Origin of the sequence: Aurantiacibacter marinus (genome assembly GCF_001021555.1) — a bacterium.
Lineage (GTDB): Bacteria > Pseudomonadota > Alphaproteobacteria > Sphingomonadales > Sphingomonadaceae > Alteraurantiacibacter > Alteraurantiacibacter marinus.
This window is the reverse complement of the sequence record NZ_LDCP01000001.1, coordinates 932,245-951,786: the sequence shown is the minus strand read 5'-3', so window position 1 is coordinate 951,786 and position 19,542 is coordinate 932,245. Positions and strand designations below refer to the sequence as shown.

The following is a 19,542-nucleotide window of genomic DNA, read 5'->3' as shown; positions in this document are numbered from 1 at the left end:
CGCGGGCACGCTCCGATAGTTGCGCAGGCGGACATCTAACGCATTAGTAATTGTATGAGAACAACAAATTTGTTGAATAAATACAAGACCTAAGAAATTCATAAGAATAATCTAACCGGAAGATCAGGACCTCAACCGAGAATCCCGATTACCAAGCGCGCACCGGATCTGATGTCGGGGGGCGTAATCATGATCAGAAAGAGCAGGTACCAGACGACTGGCGGCAGGCGCAGTCAAAGCCGCCGTCGCCTGCTCTACGGAGAGCTTAGGTTCTTGGTAACAAGCTGGAATTGCGAACCTTCGGCAGCACAGGCAGAAATTCCTGTGCTGCCGATTTTTCGAGGGGCCGCATTGCGTTGCGCGGTTCCGGCAGGCGCCGCAGTCTCTCGATTGCTGGTCAGAACCCAATCGTACGCCGACCAATGGGCCGATCGGACCATCATGATCGGAGACTGCCTGAAGCAATGCGCCAGAACCTGGGGGAAGCCGGTCTACGGGCCACCCTAACTCCCAGCAAATTCGAAGGCTTTTTAGCAATACCCTCAACACCGTGGGTTGATGACAGGAGAATACCCAGTGAAATTGATGAAGCATCTGTTGATGGCTGCCAGCGCAGCTCTGGTCGCAGCCCCGGCGGTTCTGCCCGGCGTCGCAGCAGCACAGGACTTCCCGCTGGTGGGGGGCGAATACACCAGCATGACGGGCATCACGATCGAAGACGGTGGCGGTCTGGCATATGCGAATTACCTGGCCAGCGAGTGGGCCCGAAATCAGGAATTTGCCAAATCGAACGGCTGGATCAGCGACTACAGGATTTACTCCAATGTCGATGCACGCGACGGCGAACCCGACCTGTACCTGATGGTGACATATCCTTCCGTGCCTGATGCGGCGGAAAGCGAACGCCGCGGAAATGAATATCGGGCATGGCGTGAGATGACAGATGCCCAGATGGAAGCGGCAGCAGGCGACCGCGCCGAATACCGCACCGTGCGTGGCACGATGGTGTTGCAGGAATACACAATTCGCTGATTTGACAGCTTGGCCTTGCCGGAAGGAGCGCAGTTTTGCGCCATCCAGGCAAGCCACAACCTAGTCCGGCGGATGAATTAGCGACCCTTCATCCGCCGGGCTAACCTTCCGAACATTGGCGGCAGAGCGTTCGATTTATCGGAGGCTGCATCACTTTGCGTTGTTGCCATCAGGAGCTGGCTCGCCCTGCTCTGCGGGGTGCGCATCTGGACGAATTCCAGGCAAGCGATCTGGATATACCTTCGGGAGGTTTGCTTTCGCAGAGCGCATCCCTATGCTCTGCGTCCCCTGGCAAGAAACGCAAAGTTGGTTGCCTCTCGTGCGAAGCTGCACGGAAAATCTTACCCCTAAACTGAGAAAAAATGTCGGAAAAAACCCGAAACCAGATCGCCCCTCCACTTATCAAACTTCTGATCAAGACGCATGACAGCGGATTTTACGACGGGTTCAGCCGGTCTGTAACAATTCCGGCGAAGATTATCGTTGCGCTGATCATCATGTGGGCGATTTTCTTTCCGGTCAGCGCAGGCGCAACACTGGCCGCTGCCAATACGAGCATCATCTCCACCTTTTCCGGCTGGTATGTCTATCTTGTCGCTGCGGTCATGCTGGTTGCTCTGGTGCTGGCGATTGTTCCGCAGACAGGCAGCCTGCGCATCGGCAATCCTGGCGAGAAGGCAGAATTTGGCCGCTTCAGCTGGTTCTCCATGCTGTTCGGGGCTGGAATCGGGATCGGAATGCTGACGTATTCAGTCGGAGAGCCGATGGCACATTTCGCCAACAACCCGGACATCATACGCGGCACGATTGATCCGCTTACGCAGGAAGCTGTCCGTCCGGCATATGTTTACACCTTCCTTCACTGGGGCCTCGCGGCCTGGGGAACATACGGACTTGTTGGCCTTGCCATCGGCTATGTCGCCTATCGCCGCAACTTGCCGCTGACCATCCGTTCTGCGCTGGCACCGCTATTCGGCAAGGTAATGTCCGGCAATGCCGGGCATGTCGTGGACATTGTCGCAGTTGTGGCAACAATCCTTGGTGTGGCCGTAACGATGGGCCTCGGCGTGGAGCAATTCGTGGCCGGTCTTTACCGGCTGGGGGTCGGAGACTGGCTGCTGGATGCGGAGGGCAGCTCTACTCCTGCCGCCATCATCATCTCGCTTGTGTTACTGGTCGGCGCATCGACACTGAGCGCATTGTCCGGCGTAGGCCGCGGGATCAAATGGCTTTCCAATCTGAACATGGGCCTGTCCTTCGCGCTGCTGGCGCTGTTTGCCGTGGTGGGTTCCGGCATGTTCGGCCTGAAGCTGCTCGGCACCGGGATCTACGACTATTTGCGCACCCTTCCCCAGACCGCGCTGACCCTGTTTTCAAGCGACGGCAGTGAAACCGGCAATGCGCTGGTTCAGTGGCAGCTGGATTGGTCGGTGTTTTATTGGGCATGGTGGATTGCCTTCGCGCCTTTTGTGGGCATGTTCATTGCCCGCATTTCACGCGGCCGCACCGTCCGCGAATATGTGCTGGGCGTTATGCTTGTGCCTTCGTTGATGTGCTTTGCGTGGATGTCGCTGGTGGGCGGCACGGCGATCGATCTGGAACTGAGCGGAGCGGCGCAAGGCAGCATTGTCGCGGCGCCGATCTCCGATCAACTGTTCGCAACACTGGCCGTGCTGCTCGATCCTGCCCTGGCATCGGTTGTTTCCGGCCTCGTCGTGCTTCTGCTGATGACATATCTTATCACCAGTGCGGACAGCGCCATCCTGATCGTCAATACGATCAATGGCGCGGGCGAGAATGAAGGTCAGCATCGCAATCATATCCTGTTTTGGGGTGCGGCGCTGGCCTTTGTAGTCGGCTCCATGCTGATCATCGGGGGGATAGATGCTATCCGCATCACCATGATAATTGGCGCACTTCCTTTCTCTGTCGTGGTGGCGCTGATGGCCGTTTCGATCATCAAGGCGATCACATTCGATTTGATCCGAAAGCATCACGGCGTGCCGACTACTGCCCTTGCCTGTGAGGGATGGCAGCCAGAAGAGTAGAATTAGAAGTAATAAAACTCATTATCAGAATGAAATAGAATATAGAATATTTACCACTTAAATTATACTGCATTTATTCTCCAATAAACCGGAATAAAAATAGAATACAATCTTTAACTTCTTCATATAGTATGAGTGAAAAAATCAATATTATATATATTCTCATCTTTTATTTACATTGTTGTTATTATACAACATACATAAAAACAGTCTCGAAATGTGGCCGCAGACTGTGGAGTCCTTGCGCAGTCCTCACTATCTAACGCGTCACGGGCGGATATTCTCTTCGCCGTTTCCAGATCAAGATCGCGTTCGTTTTCGCAGTTTTGCGGCGTGATCACTGAATTGTGACCTCAAGGGACTTCTTACATGTTGAAATTTACCAGCGGCGCGTCATTCGGCGCGTTGGCCATCGCAATCGCTTCGCCGGCCTTGGCGCAAGACGCCGAAGTTCCGGCCGCGCAGGAACGTACTGGCGGCGTTGGAACTATCGTTGTTACCGCGCAGAAACGCGAAGAAGATTTGCAGGATGTGCCGATCAGCGTGCAGGCGCTTGGCGAAGAAGGTCTGCAAGAACTCGCGATTGCCACTTTTGACGATTACCTCGATCAGCTTCCCAGCGTTACCGCGGGCGGCAGCGGCCCCGGCCAGTCCACGATCTACATTCGCGGTCTTGCCTCCACCACGCCGAACCTGACAACGGCTGGCGTCGCCGGTCTCGCTCCCAACGTGGCGCTGTATCTTGACGAACAGCCGTTGGCGCAGCCGGGCCGTAATCTTGACGTGTACGCCGCCGATCTGTCGCGCATCGAAGTTCTGTCGGGCCCGCAAGGCACGCTGTTCGGTGCCAGTTCGCAGGCAGGCGTCGTGCGCCTTATCACCAACAAGCCAAGCCTTGCCGGTTTCGATGCTGGCGCGTCTGCTGGCGTCTCCTTCACCAAGGGCGGCGAGACGAGCTACAATGCCGAAATGATGCTGAACCTGCCGGTGACGGACAGCTTGGCTGTGCGCGGCGTGGTGTATCTTGACCATCAGGGCGGCTATATCGACAACGTGGCTGGAACCCGCAACGCTTCGGAAAGCGCGCGCTTCCGCTCCGCCGGAACCGTGCGTTCCAACGGCGTGGCTGTCAGTCCGCTGCGCGGCGGCTTTCAGGCCGGCGCCGATCTAAGCAATGTGACATTCCTCGATGCCGACAATGCCGGCATCGTGCAGGAAAACTTCAACGATACGCAGTATTCGGGTTTCCGCGCCTCGGCGCTTTGGGAAATCACTCCGGATTGGACTTTCACCGTCGCCCACACTCGCCAGAGTGTTGAAGCAGACGGCGTATTCTTCGCTGATCCAGAACTGCCCGGCGGCCTTGATGCGTTGGACGTGCAGCGTTTTGAAGAAGATCGTCTGGAAGACAATTTTTCGAACACCAGCTGGACGGTTGAAGGCCGCCTTGCGATGCTCGATGTGGTCTATACCGGTGCCTATACCGACCGCGAGACAAACCAGCGGGTCGATTACACCGACTATCTCTTCGTCGGCCAGTATCTGCCATATTACATCTGTGACGGCAGCGTCAGCTATCCGGGTGCAGGCAATGATCCCAGCGGCACGTGCCAGGCGCCAAACCTGTATGTTACGTCTGCTTCGGACACGACCGTGTTCACGCAGGAACTGCGTTTCGCCACACCGGCAGACTGGCGGGTGCGTGCACAGGCCGGCGGCTTTTATTCCGACCTTCAATTGGAAGAGCGCAATGACTTTGCCTATCCAGGTAATGTCCTCGCGCAGCCATTCGGTGCTTTTGCCCCGAACTTCCCGCAGGACGGCTTCACCACGCAGCCCGGCCCCTTCCCGGCTGAAACGATCTTCCGCAACGATATTCGCCGGACCGATCAGCAGCTTGGTTTCTTCGGTGAAGTCAGCTTTGATATCATTCCGGAGCTGCTGACCATTACCGGCGGCGCGCGGTATTACGATATCGAAGTGGATTTTGAAGGCAGCGCCAACGGCTCTTTCTGTAACTCCGGCGCGGCGCAGGATGCCAACGCCTTCGGCACCGATATCAACGATTTGTATGATGGAGACGGCGTGTACACCTTCATCGGATCATGCAATGCGGCCCTGCGTCAGACGTTTGATCTGAACGACAGTCTGCAGGACATTCAGAACGCGGGCCTTTCCGCAACGCAGGCACAGCAGGTTTTCAACGCTGTGCGCGCACCTGATGTGGCCGCAGCTTCGGGCACGATCTTCAAGGGGACGGTCACGCTGACTCCAACGCCTGATACGCTGTTCTACGCGACTTATTCGGAAGGCTTCCGCCCTGGCTTGCTGAACCGTCCGGGTGGCTCAACCAATGGCGCGGGCTTCACCGTTCCGTTCGAGCTCGATACCGATGAAGTGCAGAATTACGAATTCGGTTGGAAGCTTGATCTGGTTGACGGCCAGCTGCGTTTCAACGGCAGTGCGTTCTACGTGGACATCAGCCGTTTGCAGACCACCATCTTCGATCCCAGCATCACCAATCTGTTCTTCTCGGACAATGCGGCCAATGCAGAGATTTACGGTTTGGAAGCTGACTTCACCATCGCGCCTTATGCCGTTCCGGGCCTGACCATTGCCGGTGCCGTGTCGATCCTCGACACGAAAATCACAGAGGTTCTGACCCCGACAACGGATGTGCTGGTTGGCGAGCCGCTGGCCTTTGCTCCGGAATTCCAGGGCAACATCCGGGCGCGTTACGAATGGGACCTGTCGAACGACCTCGAAGCGTTCATCATGCCGCAGTTCACCTACTCGGCATCGAAGTTCACCGACATTATCGAGATCAACAAGCTTGAACTCGACAGCTATACCGTAGTCGATCTGTCCGCCGGTGTGGTGGCCAACGAATGGCGTTTCGAAGTGTTCGGCGAAAACCTGTTCAACGAGCGCGCGCAGATTTCCGGCAACTACGTCAACGACCGTCCACGGATTTCCGTGAACCGTCCGATGACCGTGGGCTTCCGGGTATCCTACGACTACTAAGTCGCAGGCAGATGTGAAACAGCAGGCGGCGGGAGTGAACCATATGTTCGCTTCCGCCGTTTTCTATTGGTAAAGGCAGACGATGGCGACACGGGACGACCAATTGGCGGCGGCGCAAATAGCGCTTCAGGCGGGCGATTTTGCTGGCGGCCTGGCGCAGGTCGATGCGATTCTGGCGGATGCCCCGGATGATGGTGAAGCGCTGTATATGGCAGCGGTCGCGCAGCGTTATCTCGGCCAGTTTGCCAAGGCGGAAGGCGCATTGGCGCGGCTGCATGCAGCCATGCCCGAATATGGCCGTGCGTGGCAGGAGGCAGGGCATCTCGCCAGCGCAAGGGGCGATGCGCCAATTGCCATTGCAGCATTTCAGCGGGCAACGCGGTTCAACCCTGCCTTGCTCGCCAGCTGGACCGCTTTGGCGGAATTGCAATCCGGGCCAGCGGCAATTGCCGCAAAGGCTCAGGCGGACCGGATTGCCGCTCTGCCACGCGAATTGGTCGCTGTTACCAACCATCTGCACGAAGGCCGCCTGCTGCGGGCCGAGGAAATCTGCCGCCACTTCCTGCGCACCAACCCGAAGTCGGTTGAAGGCATGCGGCTGCTGGCGCAGATCGGCATCAAGCTGGGCATTCTGGATGATGCCGAATTCCTGCTTGAAAGCGCGGCCGTGTTTGAACCGGATAACATTCAAGTCCGGCTCGATTACATGGACGCGCTGCGGCGGCGGCAAAAATTCGCCAAGGCCCGCGAAGAGGCGGAAGCGCTGTATCAGGCAGACCCGGACAGCCCGCTGTTCCAGTCTCACCTCGCCATCGAAAGCATGCAAACCGGCGATTTTGATCGCGCCTTTGCGTTGTTCGATCAGGTGCTGGAAAAGCTCCCTTCTGATCCGGCCACGCTCACCAGCCGGGGTCATGCGCTGAAGACAACTGGCCGCAGCGATGATGCGGTAGCAAGCTACCGCGCAGCCTTTGCTGCAAAGCCCGATCACGGCGATGCATGGTATGCGCTGGCGAACCTCAAGACCTATCGTTTTTCGGATGAAGAGATCGCCGCGATGGAAGCGCAGGCTGCGCGTCCCGAACTGGCGTTTATGGACCGCGTTCACATCTCTTTTGCGCTCGGCAAGGCGCACGAAGACCGCCAGCAATATGAAGCGAGCTTTGGCTATTACGACGCCGGCAATGCGCTGAAACGCGCGCAGACCCGCTATGATGCAGGCCGCATGAGCGAGGAGCTGGCGAAGCAGCGCGAGGTCTGCACGCCTGATCTTTTCGCCAAGCATGAAAGCGCTGGTCACGGCGCGCGGGATCCGATCTTCATCCTTGGCCTGCCGCGTGCCGGATCAACTTTGCTGGAGCAAATCCTTGCCAGTCATAGCCAGGTCGATGGCACGATGGAGCTGCCCGATATCCTGGCGCTGGCCCATCGCCTTCGCGGCCGTAAGGCAGGGCAATCGCTTTACCCGCAGGTGCTGCATGATCTGACGGGCGAGCAGCTGACCGGCTTCGGCCACCACTATATCGCGAACACACAGGTCCATCGGCAGGGCGGTGCGTTTTTTATCGACAAGATGCCGAACAATTTCCGCCATATCGGCCTGATCCATCTGATCTTGCCGAATGCCACCATCATCGATGCGCGCCGCGCGCCGATGGACTGCTGCTTCTCCGGCTTCAAACAGCTGTTCGCGGAAGGGCAGGAATTTACCTACGGCCTCCACGAAGTGGGCCGGTACTATGCTGATTATGTCAAGCTTATGGACCATTGGGACGCGGTGCTGCCGGGCAAGATATTGCGTGTTCAGCACGAAGATGTGCTGGATGATCCCGAAGGCCAGATCCGCCGTCTGCTGGACCATTGCGGCTTGCCGTTCGAAGAAGCCTGCGTGAATTTCCATCAGACAGATCGCGCAGTACGCACTGCCAGCAGCGAGCAAGTCCGCAAACCCATCAATCGCAGCGGCCAAGGTGCGTGGAAGCCATTCGATCCATGGCTTGGTGACTTGCATGAAGCGCTGGACGAGTTGTCCTAGCTTCGGGTCGAAACCCGGATTATGGCCGCTAGATGATCGGCTCTCTTAATTCCGTGCGGACTTTGCTGCTCGCCATATTCGTCTTGATGGCCGGAAGCGGGTTCCTATCGACACTGATCGCCGTTCGGCTGGAACAGGATGGCGCAGGCTCCCTTGTCATCGGGCTTGCCGCCACCGCCTATTTCGGCGGTCTGGCTCTCGGAGCAATGCGGGTTACACCACTGATCGCCCGCATCGGCCATATCCGCGCTTTCGCTGCATTTGTGTCGATCTATTCAGCAACAAGCCTGACCTATGCCATTGTTGACGTGCCCGCCGTTTGGACGGGGCTGCGTTTCATTGACGGATTTGCGATGAGCGGGGTTTTTGTATGTCTTGAAAGCTGGCTGAACAGGCTGGCAAAGCCCGCCAACAGAAGCACAATTCTTGCTGCCTATATGATCGCGTTATATGCGGGCCAGGCAGTCGGACAATTTCTGCTCAATCTGGGCGATAATGCTCCGGCATTGCCGTTTATGCTGTCCTCCATTCTGCTGTCGCTTGCGGTCTTGCCGGTAGTGCTGACACAAATCGAGCAGCCAATTCTCGAAAAGGTGGAACCATTCTCTCTTGGGCGCCTCTATACCGCGTCTCCGCTTGGTATCATCGGAACGCTGGTGACGGGAATAATGCTCGGCGCGTTCTACGGGCTTGGCGCAGTTTTTGTTCAGCGGATTGGTTTGCCGCTATCGCAAATTGCCTTGTTCACTTCCTGTGTGATTTCGGGCGGCGTGATCCTGCAATATCCGCTTGGTCGCCTTTCCGATCGATTTGACCGGCGCCGCATCATCATCATTTGCATGGCGGTATCCGCGGCGCTCAGTCTTGTGCTTTCTGTGTTGGCGGTGCCCGCAGCAATCTTTGTATGTGGCGCACTTTTCGGCGGCTTCGTGTTCGCGCTTTACCCGCTTTGCGTGGCCCATTCCAACGATCACCTGAACGAGAGCGAGCGAGTGGGCGCCAGTAGCGGTCTGGTTCTTGTCTATTCCGCCGGTGCAGTCGCCGGGCCGCAAATCGGTTCTGCCGCAATGTCGATCTTCGGGCCTTCAGGGCTGTTTGCTTCCATTGCTGTAGTGGCGCTTGCAGGCGCGATATTCGGAATTTGGAGGATGGCCACCAGCAAACCTGTCCCAAGTGCCGAACAGCAGACCTTCCGTAGCTTTCCCCGGACCACGCCGGTTCCATCGCCCCTTGATAGAAAGCTGGGCGAAGGCCTGTAGACTTATCTCCGTATCATCGAAGCGGGCGCAACCAACGGCTCTGCCAAAGCGGTTCTGATCCCTTTCCCGCGGCCGACATTTTCCGGCCTGCAACGTGAAAAAAGAGGCTGACGCGCGCAAGGCGAGCCAGCCCCCAGGGGAGATTTACGGTATATTAGAAGCGATAGGTGGCGGACATCGAATAGGTCCGGCCATCATATTCATAAACGCGCAGCAGCTCTTCAAAGCCGACATATTCGCGGCGCGACGAATTGGTGATGTTGAACACCTCAAACCGCAGTTCGAAATTGCGCGCAGGCTTGATCGCACCACTGAAATCGAGCTGATCGCGCGGGGCAATCAAGGTCGAACCACCGGTGAAAGAACCGCTGCCTTCGCGCTGGATTTCAGATTGGTTGTTATAGGCAAGACGCGCCTGGAACAGATCGTCCTCGTAGTAACCGATGATGTTGAAGGTATCCTCGGCCACGTTGAACAGCTGCACATCGTTGGCCCCGCCTGAACGCACGCGGGTATAGTTGACCACAAAGCCAGTGTTCTCCAACGGTCCCGGCAGGAAATCCAGCCGTTGCTGGATCTGTGCCTCGAAGCCGGTCACATTGATCGTATCCGGGTTGTTCTGGCTGACATTGATCCGCACCCGCTGTTCGTCACCCAGATCATTGGTGAAGACACACTGGTTGGCATTGGGGCCGGACAGCGACGTGCGCAGATCGGTGAAAGTGCGGCCTTCGAAAGACAGCGTTTCACCATTCGGACAGAAGCCGCGGAAGCGGGTGATGTCATTGATCAGCGATTTGCGGAAGAAGCCGACCGAGACCACGCTACCGGGGCGGTTGTACCAGCTTAGGCCCAGATCGAACGCGTTGGAGCGGCGGGGGCTGATGTCCAGCCCGCTGACATCGACCACGGTCGAAGGGATCGGATTGCCATCACTGCCAAGGTTAATCGGCGCTGCCGGATCATCGGGATCACCGCCAGGCTCGTTATCGACAATGATTGTCGGCGAAGGCGAAAATTCTGCAAGATCGAATGCTTCGAATGTCTGATAGTAGGCCGCCCGCAGAACAAGGTTCGGGGTGATTTCGTAAATCAGGTTCACCGATGGCAGGAAACGTTCGAAAGTATTGTTTTCCAGGGGAAACTGGGTGAACGCACCGGAGCGGAATTCCAGCGGAGCGCCGCCATTGGCAGCCCGGATGGCCGCCAGATTATCGTAGAACTCGGTCGAGATAGGCTCGAGACTACCGGACAGATCAGTACGTACGTAACGTCCGCCGATATTGCCGCGCAGACCGAAATCGGAAACTTCCGAAACGTCGAACTTCAGCATCGCATAGGCTTCCACCGTCTCGCGTGCGGTGGCGTAATTGTCGTCGATCACGCGGCGTTGCGGAAGACGCTGGGAATATCCCGTGCCCGGATTGGCGGGAAGCGCGGCCAACATTTCCTCGTAAGTGACCGATTGGGCGCTGGCATTTGTCAATTCGGGGAAGAAGCTGCGCAAGTTGGCGGCGTTGAAATTGGCCGTGATGCCGGTAATCGGCGTGTTGGTGATAGGCAGCAAGGCCCCTTCCACCAGCGGAATATCCAGAGAGAGGAAATTCTCCAGTTCGGCGCCCGGAATAGAGCCGCCCAGATATTCTCCGCCGCGCGATACGCCATCATTCAAGCGGAAAACATCATCAGTCAGAGCAGTGAAATCGGCCCCAAGGACGCCGTTTTCCACTCGCGTACGCAGCGCGTTTTCCCGAGAGTAGAAGCCGCCGACTGCCACTTCTGTGATCACACTGCCTTCGAATTTGCGCGCGACATCGAAATCAATCGAAGTGACATCGCGGGCTACTTCGTCGGTGAAACCGGCAATCAGGAAAGACACCGGCGAATTGAACGTAGAACCACTGGGAGAAACCGTGGGGACGTTGAAGCGGGCACCGATGGTGCTGCTTTCGAGCGACCAGTTCTGCCCGGTCCCCGGAGTAACCGTCAGGAGCGAAGCGGGGACGAAATTACGGATGAATATCTGATCAAGATTGCCTGCGCCGGTATCAAAGATCGCCGTCTGGCCGGTCCCAAGATCGTCGATCCCGTCAAAATTGTTGTCACGCCGTCCGCCGCGTTCACGCACGCGTACGTCATACTGGTTCAGGCGGGCAAAGCTTTCGGCTTCCGAATAGGTACCGATAACATCGATCCGCCATTGATCGTTTTCGAAATTGAGCTGCGGGTAGATTGCCCATGACTGATCGAACGATGGGAAGTTGCGATTACCGATAGCCGTCGTCTGGTCACTGGCCAAGATGCGCGATACGAGAAACACGTTCTCCTCGATGCCGTCGTCATTATAATCAACGACACCGACTGAAAGCGGGTTGGACAATGGCGAAATGATCGCATTGGCCGGGTTCGGGTTGACAAGGAAGATGTCCTGATTTGCAGCGTTGAAATCGCGGCGGGTGAAAATCCCGTCCACGCGCAGGCTCAGATTGTCCGAAACTTCATAGCCCATTCCCGCAGAGGCAGATACGCGGGAGCCATCGCTGGTTTCCACAAATTGACGTATTTCGCGCGGGAAAATAACCGCATTATCCAGGCCGTTTGCGCCGACTGCGGAAATATCGAAAGCCGGGTTGGCAACAAGGCCGACTGTTTCCCCGATGCCAGACGGTGAAGTACCTGCAGCAATCCCGTCAATCTGAGCTTGGCCGAATGCGTTGTAGGCGTTCACCCGAAAGGTATCGCGGCGGAAGCTCTGCGCGGAATAGGCTACTGCGCCGTATAATGCGAAACGATCGGAAAGGTGCTCCGCGCCGGAAACGAAGAATGCCGGATTCCAGTCCTGCGTGGTCTCCTCATAGCCCAATTCCGCGCGGGCAACGAAGCCATCGCGCCGGTCCAGCGCGCCGGTCAGGCGAAGATCCACCTGCGCCGCCAGACCGCCAGATGGCGTGTCAGCGGTGAAAGACTTGATGACATTCGCGCCATTGAAGATCGCGCTTTCGAAAATGCCAAAAGGATTGCCGGTATTGTTGCCACGGGTGGTAGAAGCAATTGTCTGCCCCATGATCGTGGTCTTTGTGAAGCGCCCTGGCAGGCCGCGTACCGAGATGGTGGCGTCGCGGCGGCCAGCTTCACGGTTGATCTGCACGCCGGGAATTCGCGCAAGCGCTTCACCCAGGTTAAGATCGGGAGTGGAACCGATATCATCGCTGGAAATACCATCGAGGATCACATCGGCATTGCGGCGGATATCAAGAGCATCCTCCAGACTTGCGCGTATCCCGGTCACCACGATCTGATCTTCTGCGGCCGGGGGCGATGCGACAGTGACCGGCGGAGCAGTCTGCTGGCCGGCAGCCTGCGGCTGGCGTGACGCTTCTTCGGCATTCTGCTGGTCTTGCGCCAGCGCGTGCAAAGGCATGCACAAAGTAGAGGCCGCGACACCGGCCATGAGCAATGAAGAAAAGGAACGCGCGTAATTATATTTCATGAGACTCTCCCAGACCTTTTATTGGCATAGGAATTGATACCAAGTGATCACATGGTCAATATAATTTGTCGTTCTGATGATTGTTTTTGATGTTACTTTGTCAGAAAAGGGCAGATTTTGGCCACATATAACAACAATCAATCAACCTGGCGCAGTTGCGCAACCCTTCCAGAATCGCAAAATGGGTCAGATAGCTCGCGCGAATCAGCACGAATCACCCGCTCAATCCGGCACAATTTTTCCGGAGTCCGAGGCGGCAGACGATGCTTCTATCGGCCCCGGTAGCAGAGGCCAATCATGCGCCGCTCAATGCCAGTATTTTTCGTTCGCGATTTCTGCGCCCTGGGCCAGCGCGGCAAGCTTGGCCCACACGATCTCCGGGACCAGAGTATTGCTGCCTGCGTGAACGGAAAAGCCGCAATCGACACCGGCCATCACGCGTTCGCGGCCAACCAGATCGGCATAGCGGCCGATGCGTTGCGCAATCAGTTCGGGATGTTCGATATAGGTGCTTTGCGGTTCGACCATGCCGGGGCACAGGATTTTTCCGTCCGGTAGCGGATGCTCCTCAAACAGGCTGAACTCGTGCGCATGGCGCGGGTTTGCCCCTTCCAACAATACGGTTTGCGGCTTCGCCTGCCAAACGATGTCGGCGATTTCGGCCAGCGCTACATCGCAGTGATGCGGCCCGGGATAATTGCCCCAGCATAGATGCATCCGGCATTGTTCGGCGGGAATGTTCTGCAAGGCATGGTTGAGTGCCGCGACATTCATGCCGATACGTTTGCGGAAATCCTCCAGCGACAGATCGGTGAATTGCACGTGCCGGCCCATCGCCAGATCGGGACAATCGACCTGCAGCTTGATCCCCGCAGCGGCAATGGTCTCGTATTCGTGGCGCAATCCCTCTGCCAACGCGAATACGTACTCCTCGTCAGTTGAATAAAACTGGTTGGGAAAAAACAGCGCGGTCACACCGGGAGAAGCGGCGGACATAAAGGTGGCGTGTCCGTCAGCAAGGCGGGACAATCGCTCTGCATCAATGCGCGGGGCGTCCATATCGATCACTTCGATCGGCGCGGTGCAGGCTGGTGCGGAGCGCTTGGCCCTTCCTTTATTGCCGAACACCTGGGCCTTCGCATCCGGAAATTCTTCCAGATCCTGAAACTCATATTGCCCGGCTTCACCTCCAAAACCCGACAGGCGATGCTTGATGTAAGTGGCATAGCTGGGCTTTGACATCTCCCCATCGTTCACGAAATCTATGCCAGCCTGCCTTTGCCGCGCAACCACCTCGGCAGTGGCGCTTTCAACCGCTTCGTTGAATGCCGCCGCCGTTATGGTGGCACCTTCCTCACGCGCGAACATCATATCGAGCAGATATTCCGGGCGTGGGAGACTACCGACATGGGTGGTAAGGAAACGTCCTGAAGTCATGAAAAGGGCCTTATGTTTGGCGTTGCGACACGGGTACCCAGCAGGTTCCCGGGAGATTAAGTCTTCGGCCTAATGCATTTGTGCAGAAATTCGCCGACCACCTCGTTGAAGCCTGCCGGATTGTCCAGATTGGCCATGTGGCCCGCCCCTTCGATCAATGCGCTGCGCCCACGCGGGACCAGATCACCGAGCGCCCGCGCGCAATCGCGCCTCCAGACGCTATCGCTGGCACCTGTCATGGCCAGCAGCGGCATTGGCAAATGCGCAAGCGCATCGCGCGGAACACCAGGCAATGCCGATGGAGAAAGCAGATCACGTCCGGCGTAATCGCCGAGAATTTGCTCGACCAGCGCACTTGTGGCGGGATTATCGTGCCGCATCAGCTCGTGGTGCGACCAGTCTGTGCGCATCGCGGCCAGATCCCCATCCCGCGCCCAAGCCTCATACCGGGCAATGTCGATCACTTCGTCACGTTCGACCAGAGCCGGTAGCGGCGCACCGGAAGCGATGAGGCAATTGATTCGCCAGCCATGTTTGTGCGCGCAGTCGAGCGCCACTGCGGCGCCTTGTGAAAGGCCGAGCAGCGCATATCGTTCCAGCCCGAGGAAATCGGCGATCCGCTCCACATCGTCAGCTTCGCGCGATAGGTCAGGCGGTGCGGTGGACATGCCAAAGCCGCGCCTGTCGGGCATCACCAGTTGGAAATGCTGTGCCAGCGCATCGATCTGCGGCTGCCACATGCGCCAATCCAGCGTCCAGCCGTGGAGCATGATCAGCGGCGGGCCGTCGCCGGCCAGAGCAACCGGGACGATGCCATCGCCGACATCGACTTCACCATGCCAGATCGCTCTTGCGACAGGCGGCATCGGGGCATCGGTCATACCTGATGCCCCCATAACCGATATCAGGCCGCTTCTTCTGCGCGGAACGGATTGTTGTTGTGATGATCACCCGCCAGCCAGCGTTTCAGTTCACCATGCGCATTCTCGCGGCGCTGCGCATCAAGCGGTTCAGCGCGCGGATCATCGTATGTGAATTCCAGGATCATGCCGTTGGGATCCTTCACATACAATGAGCGGCAGTATCCGTGTTCGAGGACATAGGTATTGGGCGGCGTGATCCCCGCGGCTTCAATCCGGCGTCCCAATTCCGCCTGTCCTTCAACATCGACCTGAAGCGCGATATGGATGAACGGGGATTCGGGCATGTCCGGGCCGAATTCTGCCTGATCGTCAGGATCGGCAAACTGGAAGAACGCCAGCGCGCTGCCATCGGCCATTTCAAAGAAGCAATGGCAGTAGGTGCGTTCCTTGCCGAACAGTTCGTCCTTCTCGCAATACGTTGCCATCAGCGGGAAGCCGAGCACGTCTTCGTAAAACGCGCGGGTCGCTTCCAGATCTTTGGTAACATAGGCTGTATGATGCAGCCGCTTGGCCAGGATTTTCTGCGTCATGACTTTCCTCTCTTTTCTCAGCAGTGCGGCGTTCAGGCGGCCAGCTTTGCTGCAAGTTTGGCGACGTGACCGCCCTGGAAACGGGCGCCCGCCAGCTCGTTTTCGCTCGGCATACGGCTGCCATCTGAGCCTGCCAGCGTGGTCGCACCATACGGCGTTCCGCCGCTGATTTCACCCATCTCGTTATTACCGGCAAAGGTATAGGGAAGGCCCGCGATTACCATACCGTGATGCAGCAAAGTAATGTGGAACGAAGTGATCGTGGTTTCCTGCCCGCCATGCTGGCTGGCTGTGGAACAAAACACGCTGCCGACCTTGCCGACCAGCTTGTTTTCGAACCACAAAGGCCCTGTCTGATCGAGGAAGTTGCGCATCTGCGCTGCCATGTTGCCAAACCGCGTTGGTGTGCCGAAGATGATCGCGTCATAATCGGCAAGCTCGCCCGGGGTGGCGATCTCAGCATCCTGGTCCAGCTTGACACCTGCGGACCGCGCGACATCTTCCGGCATGATCTCTGGCACACGCTTTACCGTAACTTCGGTGCCCCCCACGCCTGCGGCACCTTCGGCCACGGCACGCGCCATTGTCTCTATGTGGCCGTAGCTCGAGTAGTAGAGGACCAGCACCTTTGCCATTATTCTTGCTCCTTAGAATTCATATCCGATTTCGAGACCATAACGCAAAGGCTTGGCCTTGTAGACAAAGCCGCCGGGCGAAAACTCGGCGTTATATTCTTCGTCAAACCAGTTTTGCGTGAACGCGGTAACAGACCATCCGTCCATCCGCAGCCCCACACGCATATCGACGATGTCTACCGGATCACGGACAGTGGTGTTGAATGGCTCCCACCAGGTTTTGCCGGTGCGGCGGTAATCAATGCGGAAAAGCGCATCGACATTATCATTCAGCGGGCCATCATATTGTGCGCCAAGATTGAATGTATAGCGCGAGATCAGCGGCGCTTCATTGCCGATGACGGAAGGATCGGGGAAATCCTGAATGTCGCTGTAAGTCACGCCCAGTGCGGCGCTCACGTCAAAGTATGGAAACAATTCAGCAGTCGCTTCAAGCTCGAACCCCTGAAGCTGGACTTCGGGGATATTGCCGAGATTCTGCGTGGAGTTTTCAGCGAGGAAGACGAAGAAATAGCTGTTGCGAGATTGCGTGGTGTAAACCGCACCATTGATATCGGCAAAACCGACATCCGCCTTGAAGCCTACTTCGAACGTATCGGCGGTTTCCGCTTCGAAAATATCGGACACGCCAACAATACCGGCATTTGCCGCAACACCGCCCACGCCGGTCTGGTTGAAACCGCCCGAACGGAAGCCGCGGCCGTAACCGCCGTAAATCGTCAGATCGTCATTCGGTTCATAGGTGACAGTCAGGCGCGGCTGCCAGTCATCGAAAGTGCGTGTGCGCACTTCGCCCGTCGCGCCCTGCGGGAAGCCCGGGACATTGGGCAGGAAAGCAGTCGGCGTCAGCGTGGTGTTGCGGCGGCGGTCTCGGTCATACCGAAGCGAACCGTCGATCCGGAACTGTTCGCTGAATTCATAACCGGCATTCACGAAAAGTGCCCAGGCGAAGTTATCCTGCCCGTCTGCGAGGAAACTGAATTGCGGGTTGAGCGGATTGGTCGATGGTTCACGAAATACCGGGAAGGCCCCGGCGCCTGTATCAATCATGTTACCAGTCGAGATGAACCGCTGGGTATCGATCAGATATCCACCGACCATCCAGTTGAACGGCCCGGCATTGCGCGGCGATTCAATCCGGACTTCCTGGCTGAAGGCTTCAACATCAAGGAACTGGCTCTGGTTGAGATCGAACCCGTTACCAGCGCCAAAAATATCTTCGAAAAGGTTGAAGAAGAAGGAGTCCTGGATCGGCAGGAAGTCGAAGGCATCGCCCGTCAGCACTTCTTCAAGCGTGTCGTAAGACGTGACCGAGGTAAAAACGGCGTTGTCCCCCTCGAACGTGGTTTTCAGAGAGACATTGTTGATGTCGCGGTCGTTCTGGCCGCGATTGTTGACGCGGACCGGAAGGCTCGTATCGTTTACGTCGTTGACGATATTGAAATACAAGGCCTGCGTGCGCAACCGGTTCATGGAAGCGCGCAGGTCGAAGGACAGTTCGTCGGTTGCATCGATCAACAAATTGCCGCGCAAACTGTAATCTTCAACGGGATCCGCATCTTCACCAAGGAAGGTGTTCGGGATGAACCCTTCTGTGTCGTAATATGAACCGGCAACGCGGAAGGCGACGCCGTCTGCCAGCGGGCCGCTGAGGCCGCCACGGGCATAATATCCAAAGCCATTGTCCACACCAAGGCGAATATTGCCTTCCAGAACATCGGATGGCTGACGGGTGGTAATGATAATCGCGCCGCCAATGGCATTGCGGCCGTAAAGACCGCCCTGCGGCCCCTTCAACACTTCGATCTGCTCAATATCAAACAGATCCTGGTTGAATTGCGCGGGGTTTACTTGTTGCACCCCGTCCACAACCACTGCGACCGAAGGCTCTGAATTGCGGGCCTGGGTTATCCCGCGAATAATGATGAATGCGTTGCCCGCATTCTGCGTCTCGACCAAATTCACGTTGGACGTGAGCGCGATAAAATCGCCTGGGCGTTCAATGCCGGCGTTCGCGATAGCTTCAGCATTGAAAGCGGTAATCGCGGCCGGCGTATCCTGCAGGCTTTCGTCGCGCCTCAGCGCGGTGACAACAATATCGTTGCCCTGCGCCTGAACTTCTTCCTGAGCGTCGTCCTCTGCCTGATTGTCCTGCGCCTGAACCGGCGCCGCGCTCATTGCTGCGGCAATTGCGATCGTACTCGCCAAGGAAATTCCAAGAGCTCTCATCACTTCTCTCCCGATGGAACGCGTTATTCCGCGCCTTATGAACTGCCCCTAATCACTTCGCCATGCGAAGTCAAATTCGATATGCGAAAAACTATCATCCACTTCCGAGCGATGCTGCGAGCGCCGGCCATTGCTGCAGTGCAGCCTGAATTTCACTCGCTGCGGCCCGCAGCAATGGCAGACGGGTCCGCACCAGTTCATCCTGCGAAATGCGCGTGGTGGAGGTAGAACAGTTGATCGCCGCGATGACTTGCCGCTTTTTGTCGAACAGCGGGATGGCGAGCGAAACGATGCCATAATCAAGCTCGTCCAGCGCGGAATCGTATCCGCGTTCGCGGATCAGGGCGAACCGTTGTTCCAGCACTGCCGGGTCGGTCAATGTGCGTTCCGTAAAACGCTCCAATGCAGAATTGGCCAACAGGCTTGCCCGCGCATCATCGTCCAAAAAGGCGGCAAGTACCTTGCCCATCGACGTGGCGTGAAACGGATACCGGGTACCGACATTGGTTTGCAGACGGAAACGGCGATCGGTCGAGACATGCGAAATATACAGGATGTCGCTGCCTTGAAGGACAGAAAGCGAAGCGCTGTCCCCGGTCTGGTCGCGCAGGTTCTGCAAGCCGGGCAAACACACGTGCTCCACATGCATCGAAGACAAGAATGCCGAGCCGATTGTGAGGACCTGCGGGCGCAGCAGGAATTTGCGCTCCCGCTTGCCGACATAACCCAATTCCAGCAACGTGTTGAGGCACCGCCGGGCGACTGCCGGGCTGAGTGAGGTTTTCGCCGCCACTTCGCTCAAGGTCATTTCGGAATGATCTTCATCGAACGACTGGAGCACACGCAGGCCGCGTTCCAGCGTTGACAGGAATTCCGGGTCCTTGCCTTCTGTTTTCATCC

General features: G+C 57.2%; 12 protein-coding genes. 5 read left to right on the top strand and 7 right to left on the bottom strand.

The window, feature by feature from the left end; translation table 11 throughout:
• The first annotated feature begins 585 nt into the window (after positions 1–585).
• The 5 genes from AB731_RS04595 (at position 586) to AB731_RS04575 (ending at position 9,398) form a co-directional block, all read left to right on the top strand.
• Positions 586–1,032: a hypothetical protein gene (locus AB731_RS04595; protein ID WP_407921640.1), complete on the top strand. Its 447-nt coding sequence runs from the start codon at positions 586–588 to the stop codon at positions 1,030–1,032.
• 362 nt (positions 1,033–1,394) lie between these two features.
• Positions 1,395–3,080: a BCCT family transporter gene (locus AB731_RS04590; protein WP_047092232.1), complete on the top strand. Its 1,686-nt coding sequence runs from the start codon at positions 1,395–1,397 to the stop codon at positions 3,078–3,080.
• Between the two features lie 369 nt (positions 3,081–3,449).
• Complete coding sequence (locus AB731_RS04585) at positions 3,450–6,104, top strand: TonB-dependent receptor (protein ID WP_047092233.1); 2,655 nt, start codon at positions 3,450–3,452, stop codon at positions 6,102–6,104.
• Positions 6,105–6,186: 82 nt separating this feature from the next.
• Positions 6,187–8,139 (top strand): tetratricopeptide repeat-containing sulfotransferase family protein, encoded by a 1,953-nt coding sequence (locus tag AB731_RS04580; protein ID WP_047092234.1) that lies wholly within the window; start codon positions 6,187–6,189, stop codon positions 8,137–8,139.
• A 32-nt stretch (positions 8,140–8,171) separates the two neighbouring features.
• Positions 8,172–9,398, top strand: coding sequence for an MFS transporter (locus AB731_RS04575; protein ID WP_047092235.1), 1,227 nt, complete (start codon positions 8,172–8,174; stop codon positions 9,396–9,398).
• Positions 9,399–9,552: 154 nt separating this feature from the next.
• On the opposite strand, the gene AB731_RS04570 is transcribed toward AB731_RS04575, so the two are convergent.
• The 7 genes from AB731_RS04570 to AB731_RS04540 all read right to left on the bottom strand — a co-directional run bounded on the left by AB731_RS04570 (position 9,553) and on the right by AB731_RS04540 (position 19,540).
• Complete coding sequence (locus AB731_RS04570; RefSeq protein ID WP_197076212.1) at positions 9,553–12,819, bottom strand: TonB-dependent receptor; 3,267 nt, start codon at positions 12,817–12,819, stop codon at positions 9,553–9,555.
• A 375-nt stretch (positions 12,820–13,194) separates the two neighbouring features.
• Complete coding sequence (locus tag AB731_RS04565) at positions 13,195–14,325, bottom strand: cobalamin-independent methionine synthase II family protein (protein WP_047092237.1); 1,131 nt, start codon at positions 14,323–14,325, stop codon at positions 13,195–13,197.
• A gap of 56 nt (positions 14,326–14,381) precedes the next feature.
• Complete coding sequence (locus AB731_RS04560; protein ID WP_047092238.1) at positions 14,382–15,206, bottom strand: alpha/beta fold hydrolase; 825 nt, start codon at positions 15,204–15,206, stop codon at positions 14,382–14,384.
• A gap of 23 nt (positions 15,207–15,229) precedes the next feature.
• Positions 15,230–15,778, bottom strand: coding sequence for a VOC family protein (locus AB731_RS04555; RefSeq protein WP_047092239.1), 549 nt, complete (start codon positions 15,776–15,778; stop codon positions 15,230–15,232).
• A 32-nt stretch (positions 15,779–15,810) separates the two neighbouring features.
• The gene (wrbA, locus tag AB731_RS04550; RefSeq protein WP_047092240.1) at positions 15,811–16,413 is read right to left on the bottom strand and encodes an NAD(P)H:quinone oxidoreductase; all 603 of its coding nucleotides are present in this window, start codon (positions 16,411–16,413) and stop codon (positions 15,811–15,813) included.
• 12 nt (positions 16,414–16,425) lie between these two features.
• Complete coding sequence (locus AB731_RS04545; RefSeq protein ID WP_047092241.1) at positions 16,426–18,591, bottom strand: TonB-dependent receptor; 2,166 nt, start codon at positions 18,589–18,591, stop codon at positions 16,426–16,428.
• A gap of 145 nt (positions 18,592–18,736) precedes the next feature.
• Complete coding sequence (locus AB731_RS04540) at positions 18,737–19,540, bottom strand: IclR family transcriptional regulator domain-containing protein (protein WP_047092242.1); 804 nt, start codon at positions 19,538–19,540, stop codon at positions 18,737–18,739.
• Positions 19,541–19,542 lie beyond the last annotated feature (2 nt).

Excerpts from the sequence above, each read along its gene's own strand:
- AB731_RS04595 (WP_407921640.1), top strand. The coding sequence starts at position 586 with ATGAAGCATCTGTTGATGGCTGCCAGCGCAGCTCTGGTCGCAGCCCCG.
- AB731_RS04590 (WP_047092232.1), top strand. The coding sequence starts at position 1,395 with ATGTCGGAAAAAACCCGAAACCAGATCGCCCCTCCACTTATCAAACTT.
- AB731_RS04585 (WP_047092233.1), top strand. The coding sequence starts at position 3,450 with ATGTTGAAATTTACCAGCGGCGCGTCATTCGGCGCGTTGGCCATCGCA.
- AB731_RS04580 (WP_047092234.1), top strand. The coding sequence starts at position 6,187 with ATGGCGACACGGGACGACCAATTGGCGGCGGCGCAAATAGCGCTTCAG.
- AB731_RS04575 (WP_047092235.1), top strand. The coding sequence starts at position 8,172 with ATGATCGGCTCTCTTAATTCCGTGCGGACTTTGCTGCTCGCCATATTC.
- AB731_RS04570 (WP_197076212.1), bottom strand. The coding sequence starts at position 12,819 with ATGCCTTTGCACGCGCTGGCGCAAGACCAGCAGAATGCCGAAGAAGCG.
- AB731_RS04565 (WP_047092237.1), bottom strand. The coding sequence starts at position 14,325 with ATGACTTCAGGACGTTTCCTTACCACCCATGTCGGTAGTCTCCCACGC.
- AB731_RS04560 (WP_047092238.1), bottom strand. The coding sequence starts at position 15,206 with ATGACCGATGCCCCGATGCCGCCTGTCGCAAGAGCGATCTGGCATGGT.
- AB731_RS04555 (WP_047092239.1), bottom strand. The coding sequence starts at position 15,778 with ATGACGCAGAAAATCCTGGCCAAGCGGCTGCATCATACAGCCTATGTT.
- wrbA (WP_047092240.1), bottom strand. The coding sequence starts at position 16,413 with ATGGCAAAGGTGCTGGTCCTCTACTACTCGAGCTACGGCCACATAGAG.
- AB731_RS04545 (WP_047092241.1), bottom strand. The coding sequence starts at position 18,591 with ATGAGCGCGGCGCCGGTTCAGGCGCAGGACAATCAGGCAGAGGACGAC.
- AB731_RS04540 (WP_047092242.1), bottom strand. The coding sequence starts at position 19,540 with ATGAAAACAGAAGGCAAGGACCCGGAATTCCTGTCAACGCTGGAACGC.